17 protein-coding genes are annotated in these 17,937 nt (G+C 32.8%); 6 read left to right on the plus strand and 11 right to left on the minus strand.

The features are described 5' to 3' along the window. From C4F50_RS02925 to C4F50_RS02950, 6 genes are all read left to right on the plus strand, one after another. A complete protein-coding gene (locus C4F50_RS02925) occupies positions 1-1,284 on the plus strand; it encodes a zinc metalloprotease (RefSeq protein WP_193844924.1) in 1,284 nt (427 codons plus the stop codon). A 1-nt stretch (position 1,285) separates the two neighbouring features. Continuing rightward, positions 1,286-2,089 (plus strand): hypothetical protein, encoded by an 804-nt coding sequence (locus tag C4F50_RS02930; protein ID WP_193844925.1) that lies wholly within the window; start codon positions 1,286-1,288, stop codon positions 2,087-2,089. A 221-nt stretch (positions 2,090-2,310) separates the two neighbouring features. Further along, the gene (locus tag C4F50_RS02935) at positions 2,311-3,957 is read left to right on the plus strand and encodes a DUF3289 family protein (protein ID WP_193844926.1); all 1,647 of its coding nucleotides are present in this window, start codon (positions 2,311-2,313) and stop codon (positions 3,955-3,957) included. A gap of 6 nt (positions 3,958-3,963) precedes the next feature. After that, the gene (locus tag C4F50_RS02940; RefSeq protein WP_193844927.1) at positions 3,964-4,464 is read left to right on the plus strand and encodes a membrane lipoprotein lipid attachment site-containing protein; all 501 of its coding nucleotides are present in this window, start codon (positions 3,964-3,966) and stop codon (positions 4,462-4,464) included. Between the two features lie 98 nt (positions 4,465-4,562). Then, positions 4,563-6,401 (plus strand): type VI secretion system baseplate subunit TssF, encoded by a 1,839-nt coding sequence (locus tag C4F50_RS02945; RefSeq protein ID WP_193844928.1) that lies wholly within the window; start codon positions 4,563-4,565, stop codon positions 6,399-6,401. A gap of 173 nt (positions 6,402-6,574) precedes the next feature. After that, positions 6,575-6,910: a hypothetical protein gene (locus C4F50_RS02950; RefSeq protein ID WP_193844929.1), complete on the plus strand. Its 336-nt coding sequence runs from the start codon at positions 6,575-6,577 to the stop codon at positions 6,908-6,910. Positions 6,911-6,972: 62 nt separating this feature from the next. Here the strand turns inward: C4F50_RS02950 and C4F50_RS02955 are convergent, their stop codons facing one another. The 11 genes from C4F50_RS02955 to C4F50_RS03005 all read right to left on the minus strand — a co-directional run bounded on the left by C4F50_RS02955 (position 6,973) and on the right by C4F50_RS03005 (position 17,925). Continuing rightward, entirely contained in the window at positions 6,973-8,757 is a 1,785-nt protein-coding gene (locus tag C4F50_RS02955) for a cytochrome-c peroxidase (protein WP_193844930.1), read from the minus strand. A 69-nt stretch (positions 8,758-8,826) separates the two neighbouring features. Continuing rightward, positions 8,827-10,305, minus strand: a complete 1,479-nt coding sequence (locus tag C4F50_RS02960; RefSeq protein WP_193844931.1) for a PhoX family protein — start codon at positions 10,303-10,305, stop codon at positions 8,827-8,829. Between the two features lie 171 nt (positions 10,306-10,476). Continuing rightward, the gene (locus C4F50_RS02965; RefSeq protein ID WP_193844932.1) at positions 10,477-11,103 is read right to left on the minus strand and encodes a 3'-5' exonuclease; all 627 of its coding nucleotides are present in this window, start codon (positions 11,101-11,103) and stop codon (positions 10,477-10,479) included. A 2-nt stretch (positions 11,104-11,105) separates the two neighbouring features. Beyond that, the gene (locus C4F50_RS02970; protein ID WP_193844933.1) at positions 11,106-13,025 is read right to left on the minus strand and encodes a DUF294 nucleotidyltransferase-like domain-containing protein; all 1,920 of its coding nucleotides are present in this window, start codon (positions 13,023-13,025) and stop codon (positions 11,106-11,108) included. A 163-nt stretch (positions 13,026-13,188) separates the two neighbouring features. Next, positions 13,189-13,560 (minus strand): DNA topoisomerase IV, encoded by a 372-nt coding sequence (locus tag C4F50_RS02975; protein WP_193844934.1) that lies wholly within the window; start codon positions 13,558-13,560, stop codon positions 13,189-13,191. 138 nt (positions 13,561-13,698) lie between these two features. Next, positions 13,699-14,163: a hypothetical protein gene (locus C4F50_RS02980; protein ID WP_193844935.1), complete on the minus strand. Its 465-nt coding sequence runs from the start codon at positions 14,161-14,163 to the stop codon at positions 13,699-13,701. Positions 14,164-14,173: 10 nt separating this feature from the next. Next, positions 14,174-14,749, minus strand: a complete 576-nt coding sequence (locus C4F50_RS02985; RefSeq protein WP_193844936.1) for a DUF1572 family protein — start codon at positions 14,747-14,749, stop codon at positions 14,174-14,176. A gap of 194 nt (positions 14,750-14,943) precedes the next feature. Continuing rightward, positions 14,944-15,516, minus strand: coding sequence for a pentapeptide repeat-containing protein (locus C4F50_RS02990; protein ID WP_193844937.1), 573 nt, complete (start codon positions 15,514-15,516; stop codon positions 14,944-14,946). Positions 15,517-15,749: 233 nt separating this feature from the next. Beyond that, on the minus strand, positions 15,750-15,971 hold the full coding sequence (locus C4F50_RS02995) for a DUF6095 family protein (protein WP_193844938.1): 222 nt from the start codon (positions 15,969-15,971) through the stop codon (positions 15,750-15,752). A gap of 173 nt (positions 15,972-16,144) precedes the next feature. After that, on the minus strand, positions 16,145-16,957 hold the full coding sequence (gene murQ, locus C4F50_RS03000; protein WP_193844939.1) for an N-acetylmuramic acid 6-phosphate etherase: 813 nt from the start codon (positions 16,955-16,957) through the stop codon (positions 16,145-16,147). A 299-nt stretch (positions 16,958-17,256) separates the two neighbouring features. Further along, complete coding sequence (locus C4F50_RS03005) at positions 17,257-17,925, minus strand: ZIP family metal transporter (protein WP_193844940.1); 669 nt, start codon at positions 17,923-17,925, stop codon at positions 17,257-17,259. Positions 17,926-17,937 lie beyond the last annotated feature (12 nt).

Consider the following 17,937-nt stretch of genomic DNA (forward strand, 5'->3'; position numbering starts at 1 on the left):
ATGAGTAGAATAAGAATTGTAGGAGGTACTATTACAAAAACTACTGGAGGAGATTATAATATTTATTCTGACGGTAATATTGTGTATAATTCAGGAACAGCTGTTGCAGAAACAAGTGATACTAGTATTGTTTATGGAGAACCTAAAGATGCGCCTGAAAAGAAAATTGTATCCAAAATCAAAGTTGAGTTTAGACCGAATTTAGGCTGGGAAGGTGAGTTTGGATTTGACTGGGCAAGAACAGGTGATAGTCAAATGCCTGTAGATGTACCATATTCATCTATAATTGGAAAATATGGTAGTGTTTATGCTACTGACTCAAAAGCAGTATTTACATTTGATAATGCTCTTTATCAAAAAAAACTTTTAGAGTATGAGTCTTTTCTATTAGTTGATTTTGGAAAATATTATGTGCCAAATATGACGCTTATGATTGGTGAAACTGCAATTTTAGATGCAAGTATTGAGGTTCTTGAAAAACCAGATTCAATGCGTTACAAATACGACGAAAGTATTTTTGAAGTGCTGATATTAGAAAAATTAAGCAATAAAGAGGGAAAACATTACAATGATAAAGTTATACAGATAAAATGCCTTAAAGAATTTTCTGCAAAGCAAAAAATAGAATTAATAGCTACTAAGGATAAAATAAATACTAGAATAGGTCAGATTAATCTATTGCCTAACAATGTAGTCAAAGAATTGGACGTTTTGTTTATTCCAGTTAAACATAATGGTACTACAGGAGCAGTTAAGGGAAATGAGATGAAAATACTTTCAAATGCTTTTAAGCAGGCTTATATTAAAGGTAATATACAACAATATACAAGCTATGTAGAAGTCGGAGGCTGGTGGTTTGATTTATTCTTTACAACCAAAGATAAAAAAGGAAACAAGATACTAGATAGATCAGATGTCAGATCCCTTCATTCAGCACTCGATAGTGCGTTTTTTGATGATGATGCAAATGAAATTTATAAAGATCATTATAGATTGTATATGATGTCAAATGGTACTATAAACGGAGAAGCAGAGGCAATCGGAAATGCTAAGACAGTAGTTGTATTCCAAGGAAGAAACGATTCAACGGCACCTCATGAACTTATGCATGCAATGGGGTTATATCATACCTTTGATAATGATGGAAAGTTTACTTATAAGCTTCATAAGACTGATAATATCATGGATTATACCCATCAGACAAAAAACTCAAAAACAGGAAAACAAAATGAACGTTTTTCAACAAATAAATGGCAGTGGAAAATTCTAAACAAAAAAATGTAGAATGAAGAATATAAAACAAATTATTTTTATTTTCATTGTACTTAGCCTATTTAATTGTAAAGGGCAAACCGAAGAAGGTGTTCAATACCCCAAAGAAAAGATTATGACAACAGATAGATTTGATATTGAAAGGTTTAAAAATTACCCTAAAGTTTTGAAATTAGGAGAAGAAAAAAAATTACCTTCAAAAATAGATACTTTGCCAGATGGGACAATTATTGACTATTCTTGGGGAAAAGGATTAGATAAGAAAAAATATTATTCCAAGAAAACTATTCCTCCTGTTCCTGCATTTTCCTACATTGATAAAGAATATTATGAAAACGGTGTTTTGAAACAAGAAAGGGAAGTTTTTTTAGGACAGTCAATAAATAGTGACCAGATAAGATTTGGAGTATCAAAATATTATGATGAAACAGGTCAGTTAATTAAAACTGTTGATGAATTGGTAAAATATGATAAAATTAGAGTCAAACCTTCTAATTTACTTGAAATTCTAAAAAGAGAACCCCTTTTTGTGAGTTTTACTAAAGAAGAACGTAAACATTTTATAGAGATATTTCAACTAAATGAAAAAATAGATGAGATTACTCCAGATATTGTCAATAAGGCTTTAAAAAAGCATGTTATTCTTGATCCAGATAGCAGACCTGATGTTGAAAATGTTTTTTTAAAACTATCAGAAGATGAAAAAAGCTGGAATGTTATTAAAGATATTTATCCTTTTGGTCTTATTGAATTAAATATAGATGCTAACTCTGGTAAAATAATCAGCAGAACATATACAGAAGAAACGCGACCATAGATTCATTAAAAAGATGTTTTGATATTATTCTTGATAGTTTAAAATCTAGACACTATAAATACTCCTTTATTATTAAATAGAATTTTATATTTTTTGATGTGATTATAAAAAAACTCACAAAAAATGAAATACATTATCTTATTTATTTTCATTAAAGTATTGTAAGAAAAAAATATAAGAGTTTAGTAATTAAAAATTAGTTTAATATATTAAATAAGTTTATGAGCAGAATTAGAATTGTAGGCGGTAGCATTACAAAAACTACCAAAGGTGATCATAATATTTATTCTGATGGTAATATTGTTTATAATTCTGGAAAAACTATTACTGAAACAAGTGATGAAGGAATTATTTATGGAGAACCAAAAAGTTCTCCGCCTGTTTCAAAATTACACTTTGTTGACGGATGGTGGGCTTTAGATAGACAGGGAGAAAAAAAAATAAAAAGGGCAATACCCGGCATGACTGTTTTTTTTCACTTAAAAACTAAAGAAATTCCTAATGGAAATGCTGTATTTCTATCTTTATTTGATGAAGATAATCATGAAAAAGAGGAACCTCAAAATAAAGATGGTAAAAAAGATAAAGATGATGCTGTTAAATTAGTTAATACAAAAACAAAAAAACAGGTTCTTGTTGCCAAAGTAACTGACAATAAAATTGTACAAGAAATTAATCTGGTAGGTTTAGGATCATTAATAGCAGATGAACAAGATAAATGTCTGGAACTTTATTTTCGTTGCAGTTATAAGAGTGAAAATGTTCAGTATCCTGCAGATAGAAAAAATTATCTCGAAGTAGGCACCGTTGTTATTGACCGTTATAAAATGCCTGGTTTGAATAGTGATGGCTCAAATATTGCCGACGATATGACTTACGGAAAAGGAGTAAAACATATTGGAGAAATATATTCAAATGATGTTCTTGAAAAATTTAAGAAAGAATATGAAAAAACAGGTTTTGATAATCAAAAACATGCACTTTTTTCACATGAACAGAGTACAGGCGAAAAAGCTAAATACAGTAAAGAAGAATGCTATAAAACAAGTTACAAAGTAAACATTCCAATAATAAAAAAATTAATACCTGAAATTTCAACTGGTTTAGATGTACGATTATTTGATAAACTCTCTAATGAAAGTTTATTTTGGGATTTTGAGCAAACAGCAGCTTTATATTTTGCTTCAGGTGAACTGCAGGGAAATATAGAGCGGATGATTGCTAAATTCAAAAAAAATGAAGGTGGTGTCTATGAAGATAGAATATTAACTAAATATGTTAGTGATAATCCAAATACAAAAAAGTATTGTATGAATGTTGAGGATTTTATGGCAGAACAGTTAAAACAAAATGTCGCAGATTTGAAAAAAGCAGAAGATGCTAAGCCTTATTTTGGAAGTCCTGAAACCATTACAAGAAATCGAAAAATTAAGAACAAAGAGTATTTTACCAAACCAATGTATTCTTATGATAATTTAAGTAATGTAACTGGAGGATTAACTATTGCTTTAAATGATATCTGGGCTTCAGAAGTGCTTTTACAAGAGCTAAAATTTAATAATGATAGTTATACAGGAAAATATCAGGTAACGCTATGGGATCACTTTGGACTTGATTTACCAGATATGGAAAAAGTCTTTAATATTATTCCAAGTGTTGGAGAAACTTTTGTGACATGGTTTATTTTACAGCATTTAAGAGGATACAAACCTTTTATAACTAAAATGACTTTCGAAAGAACATTTTCAGGTAATATTAAAGAAGGTAGAAAAGAAAGGGTAGATAAAAGAAAAGCCGAAGAACAAGCAAAAGCACAAAAATGGGCAGAACAAGAAAGAGCAAAAATGATGAGAGGACCAAAATTTTAAAAAAGAATGAAAAAAATATTTTTTTTAATAATACTAATAGCAGTTTTGTCTTCCTGCCAAGATAAGAAAATAACGTTTGTTAATTTAGAAAAACACAGTGGAGAAGGCTTTTTTGACAGAGGAGATTACGAAGGAGAAAAATTTATTTATAAAAGCATTTTGGTTGAAAACCCTCCTACTGGAGATAAAGAAATACTAAACATGCTTATTAAATACAAAAATCAAAATTTGAAAGAGGCAGATATAAATAAAGATGCTTATTCATTTACAGTTTTCCTTTATGAAAAGAATAATTCTACATCTTATTTTATTGAAAATGCTGATGATCCAGGTGGACTAACAAGTCAAATTTTACAAGACTATTATCAAAAAAATGGTATTGGAGAAATTACTTTTGATAAATGTAAAAGTGATAAAGGAAGCTGGTCATCTAAGATTTCATACTTTGATAAACAGAGAAATTTAACAGATACCATTTTGTATAATTGTAAAATGGATAAAAAGTAAAATTTTTAATTTTTTGAAGTTTTCTCATATTACAGTAAACACAGCGTTTTAGGTTTTATCAATAGTATATTTAATATTTCAGCCATTATATAAAAACAATGAGACAAGATCGAATAAAAGACAGAGTGCTAAAAAGAGCGGCTAGGTCATGGGGCTTTTCAGATGTTGAAATGGAAACATCATTTGATCCTGTAGTATCAATGATGCTCAATGCATTGTCTTACGAATTAGAAAAAGTAGCTCATGAGCTCGAGGACTCAAAAACACGTGTTGTGGAAAGGGTCTTAGAAATTATGTTTCCAGAAGTTACGGCAGGAGTGAAGCCGGCAAGAGCAATTTTACATGCATTACCATTAGAAAATAATATGAAAGTTTCCTTGCAGAATCAAATGTCTGCAAATCGAAGAATTCATAATATCTATAATCCATTAGCACCAATAAATAAAGAAATTGCCCTTTCACCAACATTAGAAGTAAAGCTGTCTTCTGCGGAGATCAAATATGTCGCTTATGAGCGAAATTTATTCGAAATTTCGAATCTTTTTTATAAAGACGCTGTTCGCGATTATAAAAATTCCCTGCCTTCGGGTGTAGTCTTTATGGGGATTGAATTAAAGAACCCAAAGATATTAGAGCTTGAGGACCTTATGCTTTATATTGATATTAAAAATACGCATCAGAAAGAAATGTTTCATTACTATTTAAAGCAAATGAAATGTTTTCAGGATGATGTACAAATTACTGTTGAAGAGGGTTACAATGTTCCTGTTAATAATATTGACGTAGAGAATATTATCAATCGTAATTATACACATTTGAGTGAGATAATGCAGGAGGTAAATGAATTTTATTTTGATAATTTTTATACTCTAAAAGGATCATTAAAGCACAAACCCATTACTCAATACAGTGGAGAATATAAATGTTTTGAAGCTATAACAGATCGGAATGATAATCCTATTATTTGGGTGAAAATGGTTTTTCCGGAATCGCTAATTCCTCAAATATTAGACAATGTTTCTTTTACGGCAAATTGTTTTCCGGTAATCAATAAAAAGAAACATATTATAAATAAAACGCTGGGTAATTTTTTGTCTTATATCGCATTAGAAACAGATAATAATATCTACCTGGATGTTGATACGGTCATTGATGGATTTAATAATCATTATGAAATAAAAGAATTTAAAGATGGTGTTATTGAAGAAGGAAATGCAGTATTGCGAACGGGAGGGGTTTCCAGATTTGATTCCAGAAGTGCATCTGAATTACTTCAAAACGTATTAGATTTGTTAAAAGACGAAAGCTCCTCGTTTGCAGGTTTAGGTAAGGACTTTATGAACAGTTCGTTGGTAGAAATTAATCAGCTGTTAGCTTCTGTAGAACAACAAGCAAGGGAAAGTAGTTTTTCTAAAAATAATGATCCCTATTTAATGATTAAACCAAAGATTGACGAAGCTATTGGAAAATCTTTTGCCATACATTATTGGTCGACCTGTGCTGAAGAAGGGAATGATATTAAAGCAGGGACTGTTTTAGAAACTAAAGATGATATGCTGTTCGTTAGTAAAGAGGCGGTTCTGATTACCAATACTGTTGGCGGAATGAACAAACAGAACAACAAAGACAGAATTCTAGCCTATCGTAATGCTTTGCTGACTCGAGGCAGAATTGTAACTTTTGCAGATATAAAAGCATTTGGTTTTAATCATTTCAAAAGCTGTGTAACAGATATTAGAATCGAAAAAGGCACACGAAAAGAAATTTCTGTAAAAGCAGGTTTCAGCAGAACAGTAGATATTTATTTAAAGGTAAACCTTGTTGAAAAAGATTATTTATCAGAAACAGAATGGGATTATCTATGTGACAGTTTTATGAAACAGCTTAAAAATAGATCTTCAAATGTTTTTCCGTATCGACTTTTTATTGAACATTAAGATATAAACGCTAAGATTAATTTCTTAGCGTTTTTTTTTAATCATTCTATAAGTTAAAAACCGTATTGCAGCGGTTTTAAGACTTATTCTAGACGTTTTACTAAATTCTCAAACTTATATTTGTTTCTAGTCTTATTACAATTGAGTGAAAATTAACAAATAGAAATTACGGAATGAGAATTACATATGTTTTTGTATTATTGTTATTTTGCAGTTGTACCAATAACAAATTTTACAGCTATGTTTACGATTATGATACCGGTAAACCATTAAAAAATGTGCTGGTTACTGTAAATGGAGTTGTGACGGCAACAGATAGTACTGGTTTTTTTACTTCAAATATAAAATCAAATGCAGATTGTGTGATACTATTGCAGAAAGAGGAATATGCTGTCAAAAAAATATATCGAAAACCAGATTCTTTAGGAATGTTTAGTAAAAGAAATTTAAATAAACATAAAATTTATTTGTTTAAAAAAGAAAGTGATTTTTCAAATAAAAGACACTAATTACAAAAGAAAATGCCAGAATGAGTTCTGGCATTTTTTATTAATTTGCTATTTATTTGGTTCTATTGGTATTTCTTATCCGTTAGTGTTTTCATAAAGGCAACCAGATCTTTTTCTTCGTTAGGAGTCAAATTTAAAGCATCAAAAGGTAAAGTCTGATTTTCTAAATCAAGTCCTAATCCTTTTCCGCCTCCTTTATTATAAAAAGAAACAACTTCTTCTAAAGTATTAAAAACACCGTTGTGCATATAAGGAGCCGTGACAGCTGCGTTTCTAACAGTTGGAGTCTTAAAGGCACCTTTTAACTGCGGCATTTGATTGTATAAATAACGGCCTAAATCCGGACTCAGTTTTTTGCCTGCAGCATCTTGAGGAGTGCCAATTACTTCATGTTCAGTTTTAGAATAACTCGGAGGAACAGTTCCGTTAAATAAAGGCGTAAAATGACAGGTAGCGCATTTTGCTTTTCCCATAAAAAGATTCATTCCGTTTATTTCCTGTGCAGTCAAAACATTTTTATTTCCTCTCATATACAAATCAAATCGAGAATCAAAAGCATTTAATGATCGCACATAACTAGCAATAGCGTTCTGGATCTGCCACGGTTCTGGTTTTGCAGTTTTCGGAAATGCTTTCTTGAAAAGCGCACCATATTCGTTGTTAAGTAAAATCTTAGCGTGAATAGCATCCATAGAGCCATGCATTTCGTCTTTATTCTGAATTACATCGACACTTTGTTTTTCTAGATCCAGCTGGCGCATATCCCAAAATTGCCCATTTTGTAGAGAAGCATACGTTAGCGTAGGAGTGTTTCGTGCTAAATTTGATCCTGTTAAAGAAACATTCGTTTTTAGACCGTCAGTAAATGCTTTTTCCGGATTGTGGCATGTGGCACAGCTTCGGTTATTGTTTTTGGAAAGTGTTTTGTCATAAAATAATTTTTCGCCCAAAATTACTTTTTCCTTACTGAAATTATATTCGCGAGAAAGTATAAAACCATTCACATCAAAGGCGTCTTGATCAAATAGTGTTGAAGCGGTTTGTTTTAAGGGACTAGTTTTTTTGATGTCTTTAATTTTTTCTTCTAATTGAAACTTTCTTACGTTTTTTGAAATCGGATTTAAAAATTCAGTAATAAAATAAGCTCGGTTAAAAGAATTAAAGTCGTTGTTTTCTTCACAATACTTTTTTGCCTTAGAAGCAAGGTCTTTGATAGAACCTAAAGTTTTACTTTTTGAATTAATTATTTCGAGAGAATTTGAAATAGAAACGACACTTTGACCGGCTTCTGAGATAGAAGACTGCAAAATCGGACTATCAAAACCTGTGATTCCTAAAGTGATAATTCTATATACATTTTGTTCTACAGCGTCTAAAACATAGTCGTCGCTTAAAGTTATCGCTTCAAAATTGGTTTTAAGCTGTTTAATATTGGCTTTAAAAATCTTAATTTCTCGTATTAATTCTTCTTTGCTTTCGGTACTATATTCAGGAAAAATCAATTCTTCTATAACTTGAAACCCATGAGGCTCAAAAGAACGATTTTCTTCCAGTTCCATTTCATCCAAAGCCGGACCATTCATAAATCGTGCTGTTTCTGGAATAAAATATTCAATGGCCCATTCTGTTTTTTTATAGGCTAATCGTGATTTTTTAAATTGTTCCAGAATCTCTTTTTGCGAAGCATTATGGGTAACAAGGTTCTGAAAATTTTCAATTTCATTATTCAATTTATCAAGATCAATCAACAGATATTGTTGTATTGTTATTTGAGGCTCAGAATTTTCTTTACAAGAAATAAAAAAAGTAAAAAGCAGGAGCAGCGCAGTAAGTTGCTTAAATTTCATAATATAGCTTTAATAGAAACAACCCTTATTAGGAAATAAGGGTTGTGTTATTATATTTAACCGAAGTGATTAACGCTGTACGTTTCTAATGATTACAGTTTGTCCGCCTTCTTTATTTGTACTTGTTCCAGAACCGTCCGCATTTTTAAATGAATCTAGCTGCCAAGTATGAGGGTGAATGTTTACTGTAAAAGTATTTGGAACACCAATCAAATCAGAAATGTCTTCCATTGCACCAAATTCCCAGCTTCCTAATCTCATTTCACCGCTTTGGTTGTATAAAGTATTCCAAGCAGCGTCAGTTCTTTTGTGGTTCATATTCAGCCAAGCTTTATTTTGTTTAGTAGCAATATTGTACTGCCAGATATAAGAATCGTGTTTGGCATCGGCATAATAACTGTCTCCATCTTCCTGAATGTAAACGTAGTTTTCTGTAACACATAAGTTATCCGGATTGATAATTCCTGTTCCAGGAGTACTATCGCCTTCCACAGCCAATTCAAGAGTTCCTTTTAACGGATTTGCAGCATCCATTTTTAATTTATAAACTCTTCCCCACATTGTATAACCTTCAACAGGCGCATTATTTGTAGCCTGACCTGTTGCAGTAAAATAAACTTCTCTATTGTTGCCTGCACTTCCTTTTCTATAATCTACATCTTCAACTCTCGAAAAACGAATGGCTTTTAAATCGTTTACAGTAGTGTTGATTACAGCACCAGTTAGGTTTTTAGCATTTGGAATTTCAACAAATTCAACAGGATAAGAGTTGTTTAACGTCATAGAAGTTTCAACCTGATTTCCGTCAGTTCTTTTTAAAGCATATAACTTTCCGTTAGATAAATCACCAACTGTACTCACGTACATGATTAATTGTCCGGCACTTACGTGAGAAGTTGCATAAGATTGATCTTCTCCAATCAGAATAACCGTTTTTCCAGGATAAGCCTCTTTTGGCAGGGGTACTGCATTTTCCATACTTGCTTTTCCTAAAGCAGGTAAAACTCTGTCCGTTCTGCTTTTATCCGTAGATAATCCTAACGGGTTGATTCCGTGAACCATACTTTCTTGACCACTTTCTCCTGCAGTTAAGAAAATCGGACCAAATCCGTGAATTTCCGGCGTAGCCAATGTTGCAGAGCACAAACGAGTTAAACCTCCAACAGCATCAACTAAATAATCACCTTTTACAGGTTTAAAAGTTTTATCTAAATATACTCGTGAAACCGATTGTAAAATTTCGTGGTTGGTAATCAAGATGTAGCCATCGCTGTTCGGATCTTTCATTAATCCAGCACCGTCTGGCTGTGCACCGTAAACAAAAGATGGAGATTGCGGCAGTACATCGGCACTACTGATTAAAGTGCTGATTTTTAAATCTTCGAAACCGCTCATGGCATAAACAAAAGGAGGAATTTTTGATTGCGATGTAAAATCAATAGAAGTGTTGATTGTGTTCGGATTCTTGTTTTCGTCATCATTACAACTCATTACAAGAATACTTGTAACGCCTAATAATGCGATTGATTTTAGTAAGTTAAATTTCATAATAGCTTGTTTTTTTGTTAGAACAAAGCTAGAATGTTGTACGAAATTAAATGTTAAGCAACGATTTTATAAAAGCTGCTAAATGCAAAGGGAAAGATTATTTTAAAGTTAATTTTGATAAATTTTTGTAAATTTTATTCTCGTTAAAATTTTCTTATGGTGTATTATGGGTTATTTAAAGAGATAATTTAGATTGACAGCTTTTTTTTCTTTTAACTTTTTAACTATTTTCAAGAATGCTATAGCAGTAATATAAGCATCGCCCAGGGCAGTATGTCGGTCTTTTTTAGAAATATCAAATTTATCGGCAAGATCATCCAGCGTATAGTGATCCTTTCTTTCAAACAAATGAGATTGAATCAACGTTTTTTTGTACAAATGCGCCGTATCAAGTCTTTTGTTTGTCAATTCCGGAAGTCCGTTACGTTCCAAAGCTTTGTTGATCATCGTAACATCAAAAATGGTATGATGTGCAATAATAATAGAATCTCCAAGAAATTCTAAAAATTGCTGCAGCGCCTCTAATTCAGTCGGGCGCTGAATCACAAAAGCTTTCAAAATTCCGTGAATCTGAGCAGTCGCTTTATCGTAATGATCTTGTTCGATATAAACTTCAAAACTTTCCTGAACAGCAATCGTTCCGTTATGCAGAACCAAAGCGCCAATACACAGCATGCGGTCATTTTCGTAGTCAAAACCAGTAGTTTCAGTATCTAGAACAACAAAACGTGTTTCTTCGATTGTGATACTTTCATCAAAAAGATTTTCTTCTTTCTTCCAAAAATCAAATAACCCCATAATTATACCAGATTTGAAATATTAAAACGAACAGAAATTAGTTCCTGAAGTTCTTTGATGGTTTTAAAAGTTCTTTTAAGCTTAATTTTTTCCATTTTTGTCAAAGACTCCAATTCAATAAATTGACCAGAATCATGGTGCAGTAAGCCTTGTTTTGTTCTAAATTTTAATAAAGCTTTAAATGAATACGAACAAGACAAATACAACTCTCTGTTAGTAGGTTCTAATTCGGCCAATTTCTCAAAACGCTCTGCCGTATTACTGATTCCTTTGATAGAATGAGACAGCATTAAAACACGCGCAGCATCTGTCAAAGGCATTAAAGCCCTGCGCTTTATATCAAAATTATCTTTGTTAGCACCGTCCTGTTCGACCAAAAATTGTCTAAAAAATCCTGTAGGAGAAGGGCTTTGCAGCGCGCCGCTTACCAAATGCATGTAAAAAATAGGATTTGCTTTTATAGTTTCAAGAATATGATCAGACAATTGATTCACAATTTCAGCGTCACCATAAGTTTTGCTGTAATCAAAGAAAATAAACGACAGCAATACCTCATTTTTTCCTGGATTCGTAATCCAATGATGTACTTGATTTTTCCATTCATCCAAACTCATGCACCATTTTGGGCTTGACGCCATCATTTCGGCAGGACAATAATCGTAACCAATCTCAAATAATCCTTTATTTACCAATCCGGCAAATTTGGAGAAATAAACCCGAGTTTCATCTCTAAAAACTTCATTTACATTTTCATACACAATAGCATTATCCTGATCGGTATGCAGCATTTGTTCGCCTCTTCCTTGGCTTCCCATTGCCAGCCAGGCAAATTTTACAGGAGGCGGACTGCTCATTTTTTCTATACAAATCTCAATAACACGAGAAGTACAAGCCTCGTTAAGCTCTGTTATGATTTTGGTAATCAGAGTCATTGGAATGTTTTGATCCAGATATCCCTGCAGCAATTGCATAATCTGATTGCGGATTGGTTTGATTTCTTTAATTTTTTTAGTTCTTTTTAAAGCCTTAATCAAAACCGCAGGATTATTTCCAAGCGCGACCATAACATCATGTTTGGATAAAATACCAACTGCTTTTGTATTTACTGTTCCATCTTTCGTTAAACACAAATGGCTGATATCACTTTTCATCATCGCCATCTGCGCCTCTGTAACCGTCATTTTTTTGGAATACGTAATCACAGGTTTTGTCATGATTTCTTCTGCGATGGTTGTAATAGGAAAATCTCCTGTTACAATCTTGTTTCTTAGATCTTTGTCTGTCAAAATACCAATCGGAAGCATTTCATCAACAATTAAAATCGCACCCACTTTTTTCTTGCTCATGATTTTGGCAATGTCTTTAACTGTCGTTGACGGACTGCAGGTCACAATTTTTTTAGAATATTTAATAGGAGCCAAATCAAAAGAATGACTATTCGAATTTAAATTTTCATCCAAAATATCGTCACCGTATAATTTACCCTTGTGAATATCAGAATACGGATTTCTGGTGTTAGAGGCATAACTTTCAATCAGGAAATTACCAATGTTTCTGTTTTCAAGCGCATAAGGTTTAAAAATAGCAATCGGAATAGCGTATAGAATGCTTTCTTCATGCGCCACAGCTTCCATAATATAATTTTCCTGAGCTAATAGCGGACGAAGACCAAAAATATCACCTTCATCGCACATGTCCAAAACCGTATTTTTGGTACTTTTTTTCAAAGCCACCGCACCTTTATGAACCACATAGAAAGAATCATGTGTTTTCTCATTCTCAGCAAAAATAACGCTGTCTTTTTCTTTGTATAAAATAGAAATCTGTTCAGATAATTTTTCTAAATCTCTCTGATTAAGAAAACTAAACGGAGGATATCCCTTTAAAAAGTCGGCAACGCGCTGTGATATAGTATTTTTCATTGGTTTGTTAGATTGAGGCTCCAAAGTACTATTAAAAATAGAAATGTAAAAGAAACACTGTATAATAATTTGCTGCAAAGGCGCAAGTTCACAAAGAAACAATGGCTTAGTGTCTCAGTTCCTTTATGACAAAAAAAAGGCCCCAAATGTGAGACCTTATAAATTAATCAATTTTAAAAACTTTACCTCGTTGTTTCTCCTCAGAGCCAACCAATCCAAATTCAAACGTATACGAATCTTTAGCAGTAGTTAAAATCTTCATGCTGATTGCTTTTTCCTCAGCCATATTTTTTGGATGTTTTTTCTGCAAAACATATTCACAGTCACTTACCCAGCGAATAGTTGCCGTGTCCGTTTTTCCATCAAAAGTTTCGATTTCAATATTGTCCTTACGTTCAAAATAAGTTGTTTTTTTAACTCCATTTACTTCAAACTCAAATTTAAATTTTCCGGTTTTAAAATCTTTACAATTGTGTTCGGCATTATAGCAGGAAACTAGAGCAAGAATAGGAAATAAGAATATAATTTTTTTCATTTTAGATGGGTTGTTTTTTAGGAGCTATTTCCTGCTTTCCATTTCAATCTTTTTATTTTTTAAAGAAAAAAATAAAAAGGATTTCCATTGCAATCAGGGCTAGGGCATTAGGATAAAAAGATCCAGTTATGTTATAATTTAGATTTTTTGAATATAAAACTCTTTTAATTTTTTGGATTCCTTTACAGCAGCTCTCACTTCCTCTTTAGATTCGCTTTTGGCCGTCTTAGGCCAGATATGAAAACCTCCATGAGTCAGCGCTTTGAATTTCTGATAAATCTCCGGTTCTGATTGCGCTAAATCACTAAAATCTTCAGGATTATCCCAAAGTCCCCAAATACCATTTTCGTCAACATCTCCTTGATAATTAATGATATGAGTTGCATATTTTTTGACCATTTTAATTTTGAAATGTTCCAGATTATAAGTTCCATTCCATTTAAAAGAGTCTACATCATCAATTCCAGAACCTGATATAATAGAGTTTATGAAATGTAATTCAATAGACATTTTATGCTGTGCAGGTGAGTTGGAATAACAATAAAATCCTTCCCACTCACCGCTGGGTAAAAAATGATGTGTTTCGTTTTCTACTGGTTTCATTGGCGATATCTTATTTTAAGCGCTTCAGCTCATCATCGGTAAAGTTCTTAATTTCTTTTTCTTTGGCAAACTTTTCGGCATTGTAATTTTGGGATTTATTTTTAGGAATCGACAAACTAGTCCATTCACTCTTTTTCAATTGTTTTGCATAAAAAACAATCTGCCCAACATGATAAGGATAATGCGCCAATTGACGATTGATAGCTTCAATAACCGTGTGGCCTTCGTTTCGTATGTAAACAATATCAGAAAGTTGTTCTGGTCTTAAACTGTTCAAAGCACTTTCGAGACAATTCCAGCCTTTGTTCCAAATGTCAAGAACCGCTTCTTTCGATTGTAAATCAACTTCAAATTCGGCGTCACGGTTTCGCCATTCTTTTTCGCCGTCCGAAGTCAAAAAATCGGTCCAACGCGATAGCATATTTCCAGAAAGATGTTTGATAATGGCAGCAATACTATTAGTATCATCGTTTACAGCAATAAAAAGCTGTTGAGCTTCCAGTTGCTCCATTGCTTTTTCGCCCAGCATTTTATAATACAAAAATTGCTTTCTGACACTTTCTAGATAAGATTGATTGGCATTCATAATGGATACTTTTTAATTTTATAATGAAAAATTGATAGGTATCGCCCCGCTGGAGCTTTATATAGGGGTAAGATCTGATTTTTCAATAAATATTTAGCCTCTCCGAGGCTTGTATGTTTTTATAAGCTTTGGAGAAGCGAAATGCTTATAGAAAGCCATTTATTCAAACCTCGTAGCGGTGACCTGTTTGTAAATTAAACTATCCTAATATCGTATTTGTCCAAAAGCCCGACAATTCCCTGAGTAGAAAACTGCGCTTTTTTCATCGGATTAAATTCAGGATCGATTTTGTAATTATAAGCAGTTCTAAAATCAACTCCTGCCAATTGTGTTTCGTTAAAAATAGCACCATCGAGATTCGAATTATCAAAAACAGAACTTGTTAAATTAGTTCCGATAAAGGTAACTTCACGAACAGAAGAATTGATAAATTTGGTTTTAGGCATTTTTTTATTCGAAAACAAAGCGTAATCCAAAGTACATTCTTCAAAATATACCTGAAATAAGAAATCGTCGCATTCGTTAAAAGCAATTCCTAGAAGTTTACAATTTTTAAAAGAAACATTTTTTAAACTTGTTCCTGCCAAACTGGTCATGGAGAGATTACAGTCAATAAATTCACAGTCCAAAAAAGTATTGTATGCAAAATTGCTATTCGAGAAATCACAGTTTTTAAAAACACAATCTTCAAACTCTCGATTGTTTATTTTTTTGTCGATATAAACAACTTTCTCAAATGTTTTCTGAATGTGGATTAAACTTTCCATAGAATGTTTTTTTGATTTTCGAGCATTATGACGAACTCGTAAAATATAGATTGAATCTTGAGTTATTTGGTAAGAAATACTGTATTCGTATAATTGCGGTATTATTTATGGATTGTAAAAGATGTTTTAGTTTCTCGACAAAAGAGGGACCTTTTTACTTTATCAATTTCTTGATGAATCCAGTTTATTTCTGCTTGTATGTCCATAACAAAGAATTTTAGTAAAGATACAAATTAGTCATTAAATATACCTTTCATAATAATTTTCAATCCCACAAAGATTAAAACCATGGAAGACAAACAAGCAGCAATTCCAATTCCTAAAACCAAATAATGCCAGTTTGTATGCTGATTTTGAAATGCGTTATAAATTAAAGTTGGCCCAAGAAACATCAAAGGCAAAGCGCCTGTTAAGTATTTTACTCCTTTTCTTAGCAATTCTTTATTTGTAGACATTTGTTTGTTTTTTGTTTCAGGTTGTTGGACTTACATTTAACCGCAAAGTGCGCTAAGATTTAAGCAAGGTTCGCAAAGTATTTTGATAAAGCTTAGCAGACTTTGTGCTTTATACAAAGCATTGCAAACAAAAAAACGTTGCTTACTTTGAGATTAAATTAAAGAAAACCTAATTACTTATTATAATTATCGACAGCTTTTCTAACACTGCCGTGTTTCTTCAATAATTCAGAAGCTTCTTCATAAGAAACCGGAATTTCCTGCATAATCATCTTTACGCCGCGATCAACTAGTTTTATGTTGCTCAACTGCATATCGACCATTTTGTTTCCTCTTACTTTGCCAAGTTGAATCATTGCCGCGGTAGAAATCATGTTAAGCACTAATTTTTGTGCTGTTCCTGCTTTCATTCTGGAACTTCCTGTTACAAATTCTGGACCTACAACTACTTCAATAGGGAATTGTGCTGTTAAAGCAAGCGGACTTCCGGCATTGCAGGTTATACATCCCGTTATGATGTTCTTTTGATTACACGTTTCTAAACCTCCAATAACATATGGAGTTGTACCTGAAGCTGCAATTCCGATGACCACATCATTTTCTCCAATATTATGATTTTGAAGATCGATCCAAGCTTGTGTCGGATTATCTTCTGCATTTTCTACTGCACGTCGTATGGCTGTATCACCGCCCGCAATGATGCCATTTACCAAATCAAACGGAACACCAAATGTTGGCGGACATTCAGAAGCGTCAACAACACCAAGTCGGCCGGAAGTTCCGGCTCCGATATAAAATAATCTCCCGCCAAGTTTTAATTTACGGACAATTTCGGGTATTAAAGCTTCTATTTGCGGCAACGCCTTTTCGACTGCATAAGGCACCGTTTTATCTTCTTGATTAATGTTTGACAACAATTCATGAACAGACATTTTTTCTAAATGTTCATATTTTGATGCGAGTTCAGTAGTTTTAGTGAATGTCATTTTATCATTATTTAGACTGGTCAAAATTAATCTTTTTTATATCAATCTCGAAATTTACTATGCAAAGTCACAAAGATTTATAGATCTTTTATGTTTTGTTTATTGTGCTGCGAATCTTAGCAGGTTTTTAAAACCTTTTATGGTATTCTATAACTGTGATGATAGTTTTTTGCGTGCGTGAGGGATAGGAGCAGACTACCGAAGTAGTGCGGATAGCCCGACCGCATCGCGATAAGAGGGCGTATAACCGCAAAGTGAGTTTGCCCTCTTATCGGGATGGGGTCACGCCCTCGTGATTATTATAAAAAGAATGCCAGTAAAATTCCGAGAACGATCATCGACACTTTGGCAACGTTAAATTTGTGTCCTTCGCTGCTTTCAAAAATTATAGTCGACGAAATATGGAATAAAATACCAATTACGATGGCAGTGATTTCGGTATAATAATGATTTAGAACCGGCAGATATTCAGAAGCCACAGTGCCTAGCGGTGTCATAATGGCAAAAGTAAGCATAAAAGCAAAAATGGCTTTTTTGTTTAAATCGGCGTTAATAAAAAATGTCGTTAAAATTACGGCAATTGGCAAATGGTGAATGGCAATTCCGATGGCTAAACCTTGATGATGGCTGACTGGAAAACCTTCTAAAAAGGCATGAATGCACAAACTGATAAACAAAAGCCACGGAATTTGAGACATTTTTGCATGCCCGTGTACGTGTCCGTGTTCTGCGCCTTTGGAGAAAAACTCTAATATGATCTGAAACAAAATTCCGATCATTATAAAGATTCCAATATTATGATTGTGTGATTCGTAAACTTCTGGAAGTAAATGCATCACGGTTAGTGACAATAAAAAAGAACCGCTGAAAGCCAGCAGTAATTTTAAATTGGTTTTGTTATTGGGTTTGATAAACAAAGCCGCGCTATATCCTAAAAGTACAGAAAATAAGGGTAATAGATAATTCATTTGTATTTTGTT

The sequence above is a fragment of the Flavobacterium hungaricum genome, from assembly GCF_015182285.1.
GTDB classification, from domain to species: Bacteria; Bacteroidota; Bacteroidia; order Flavobacteriales; family Flavobacteriaceae; genus Flavobacterium; species Flavobacterium hungaricum.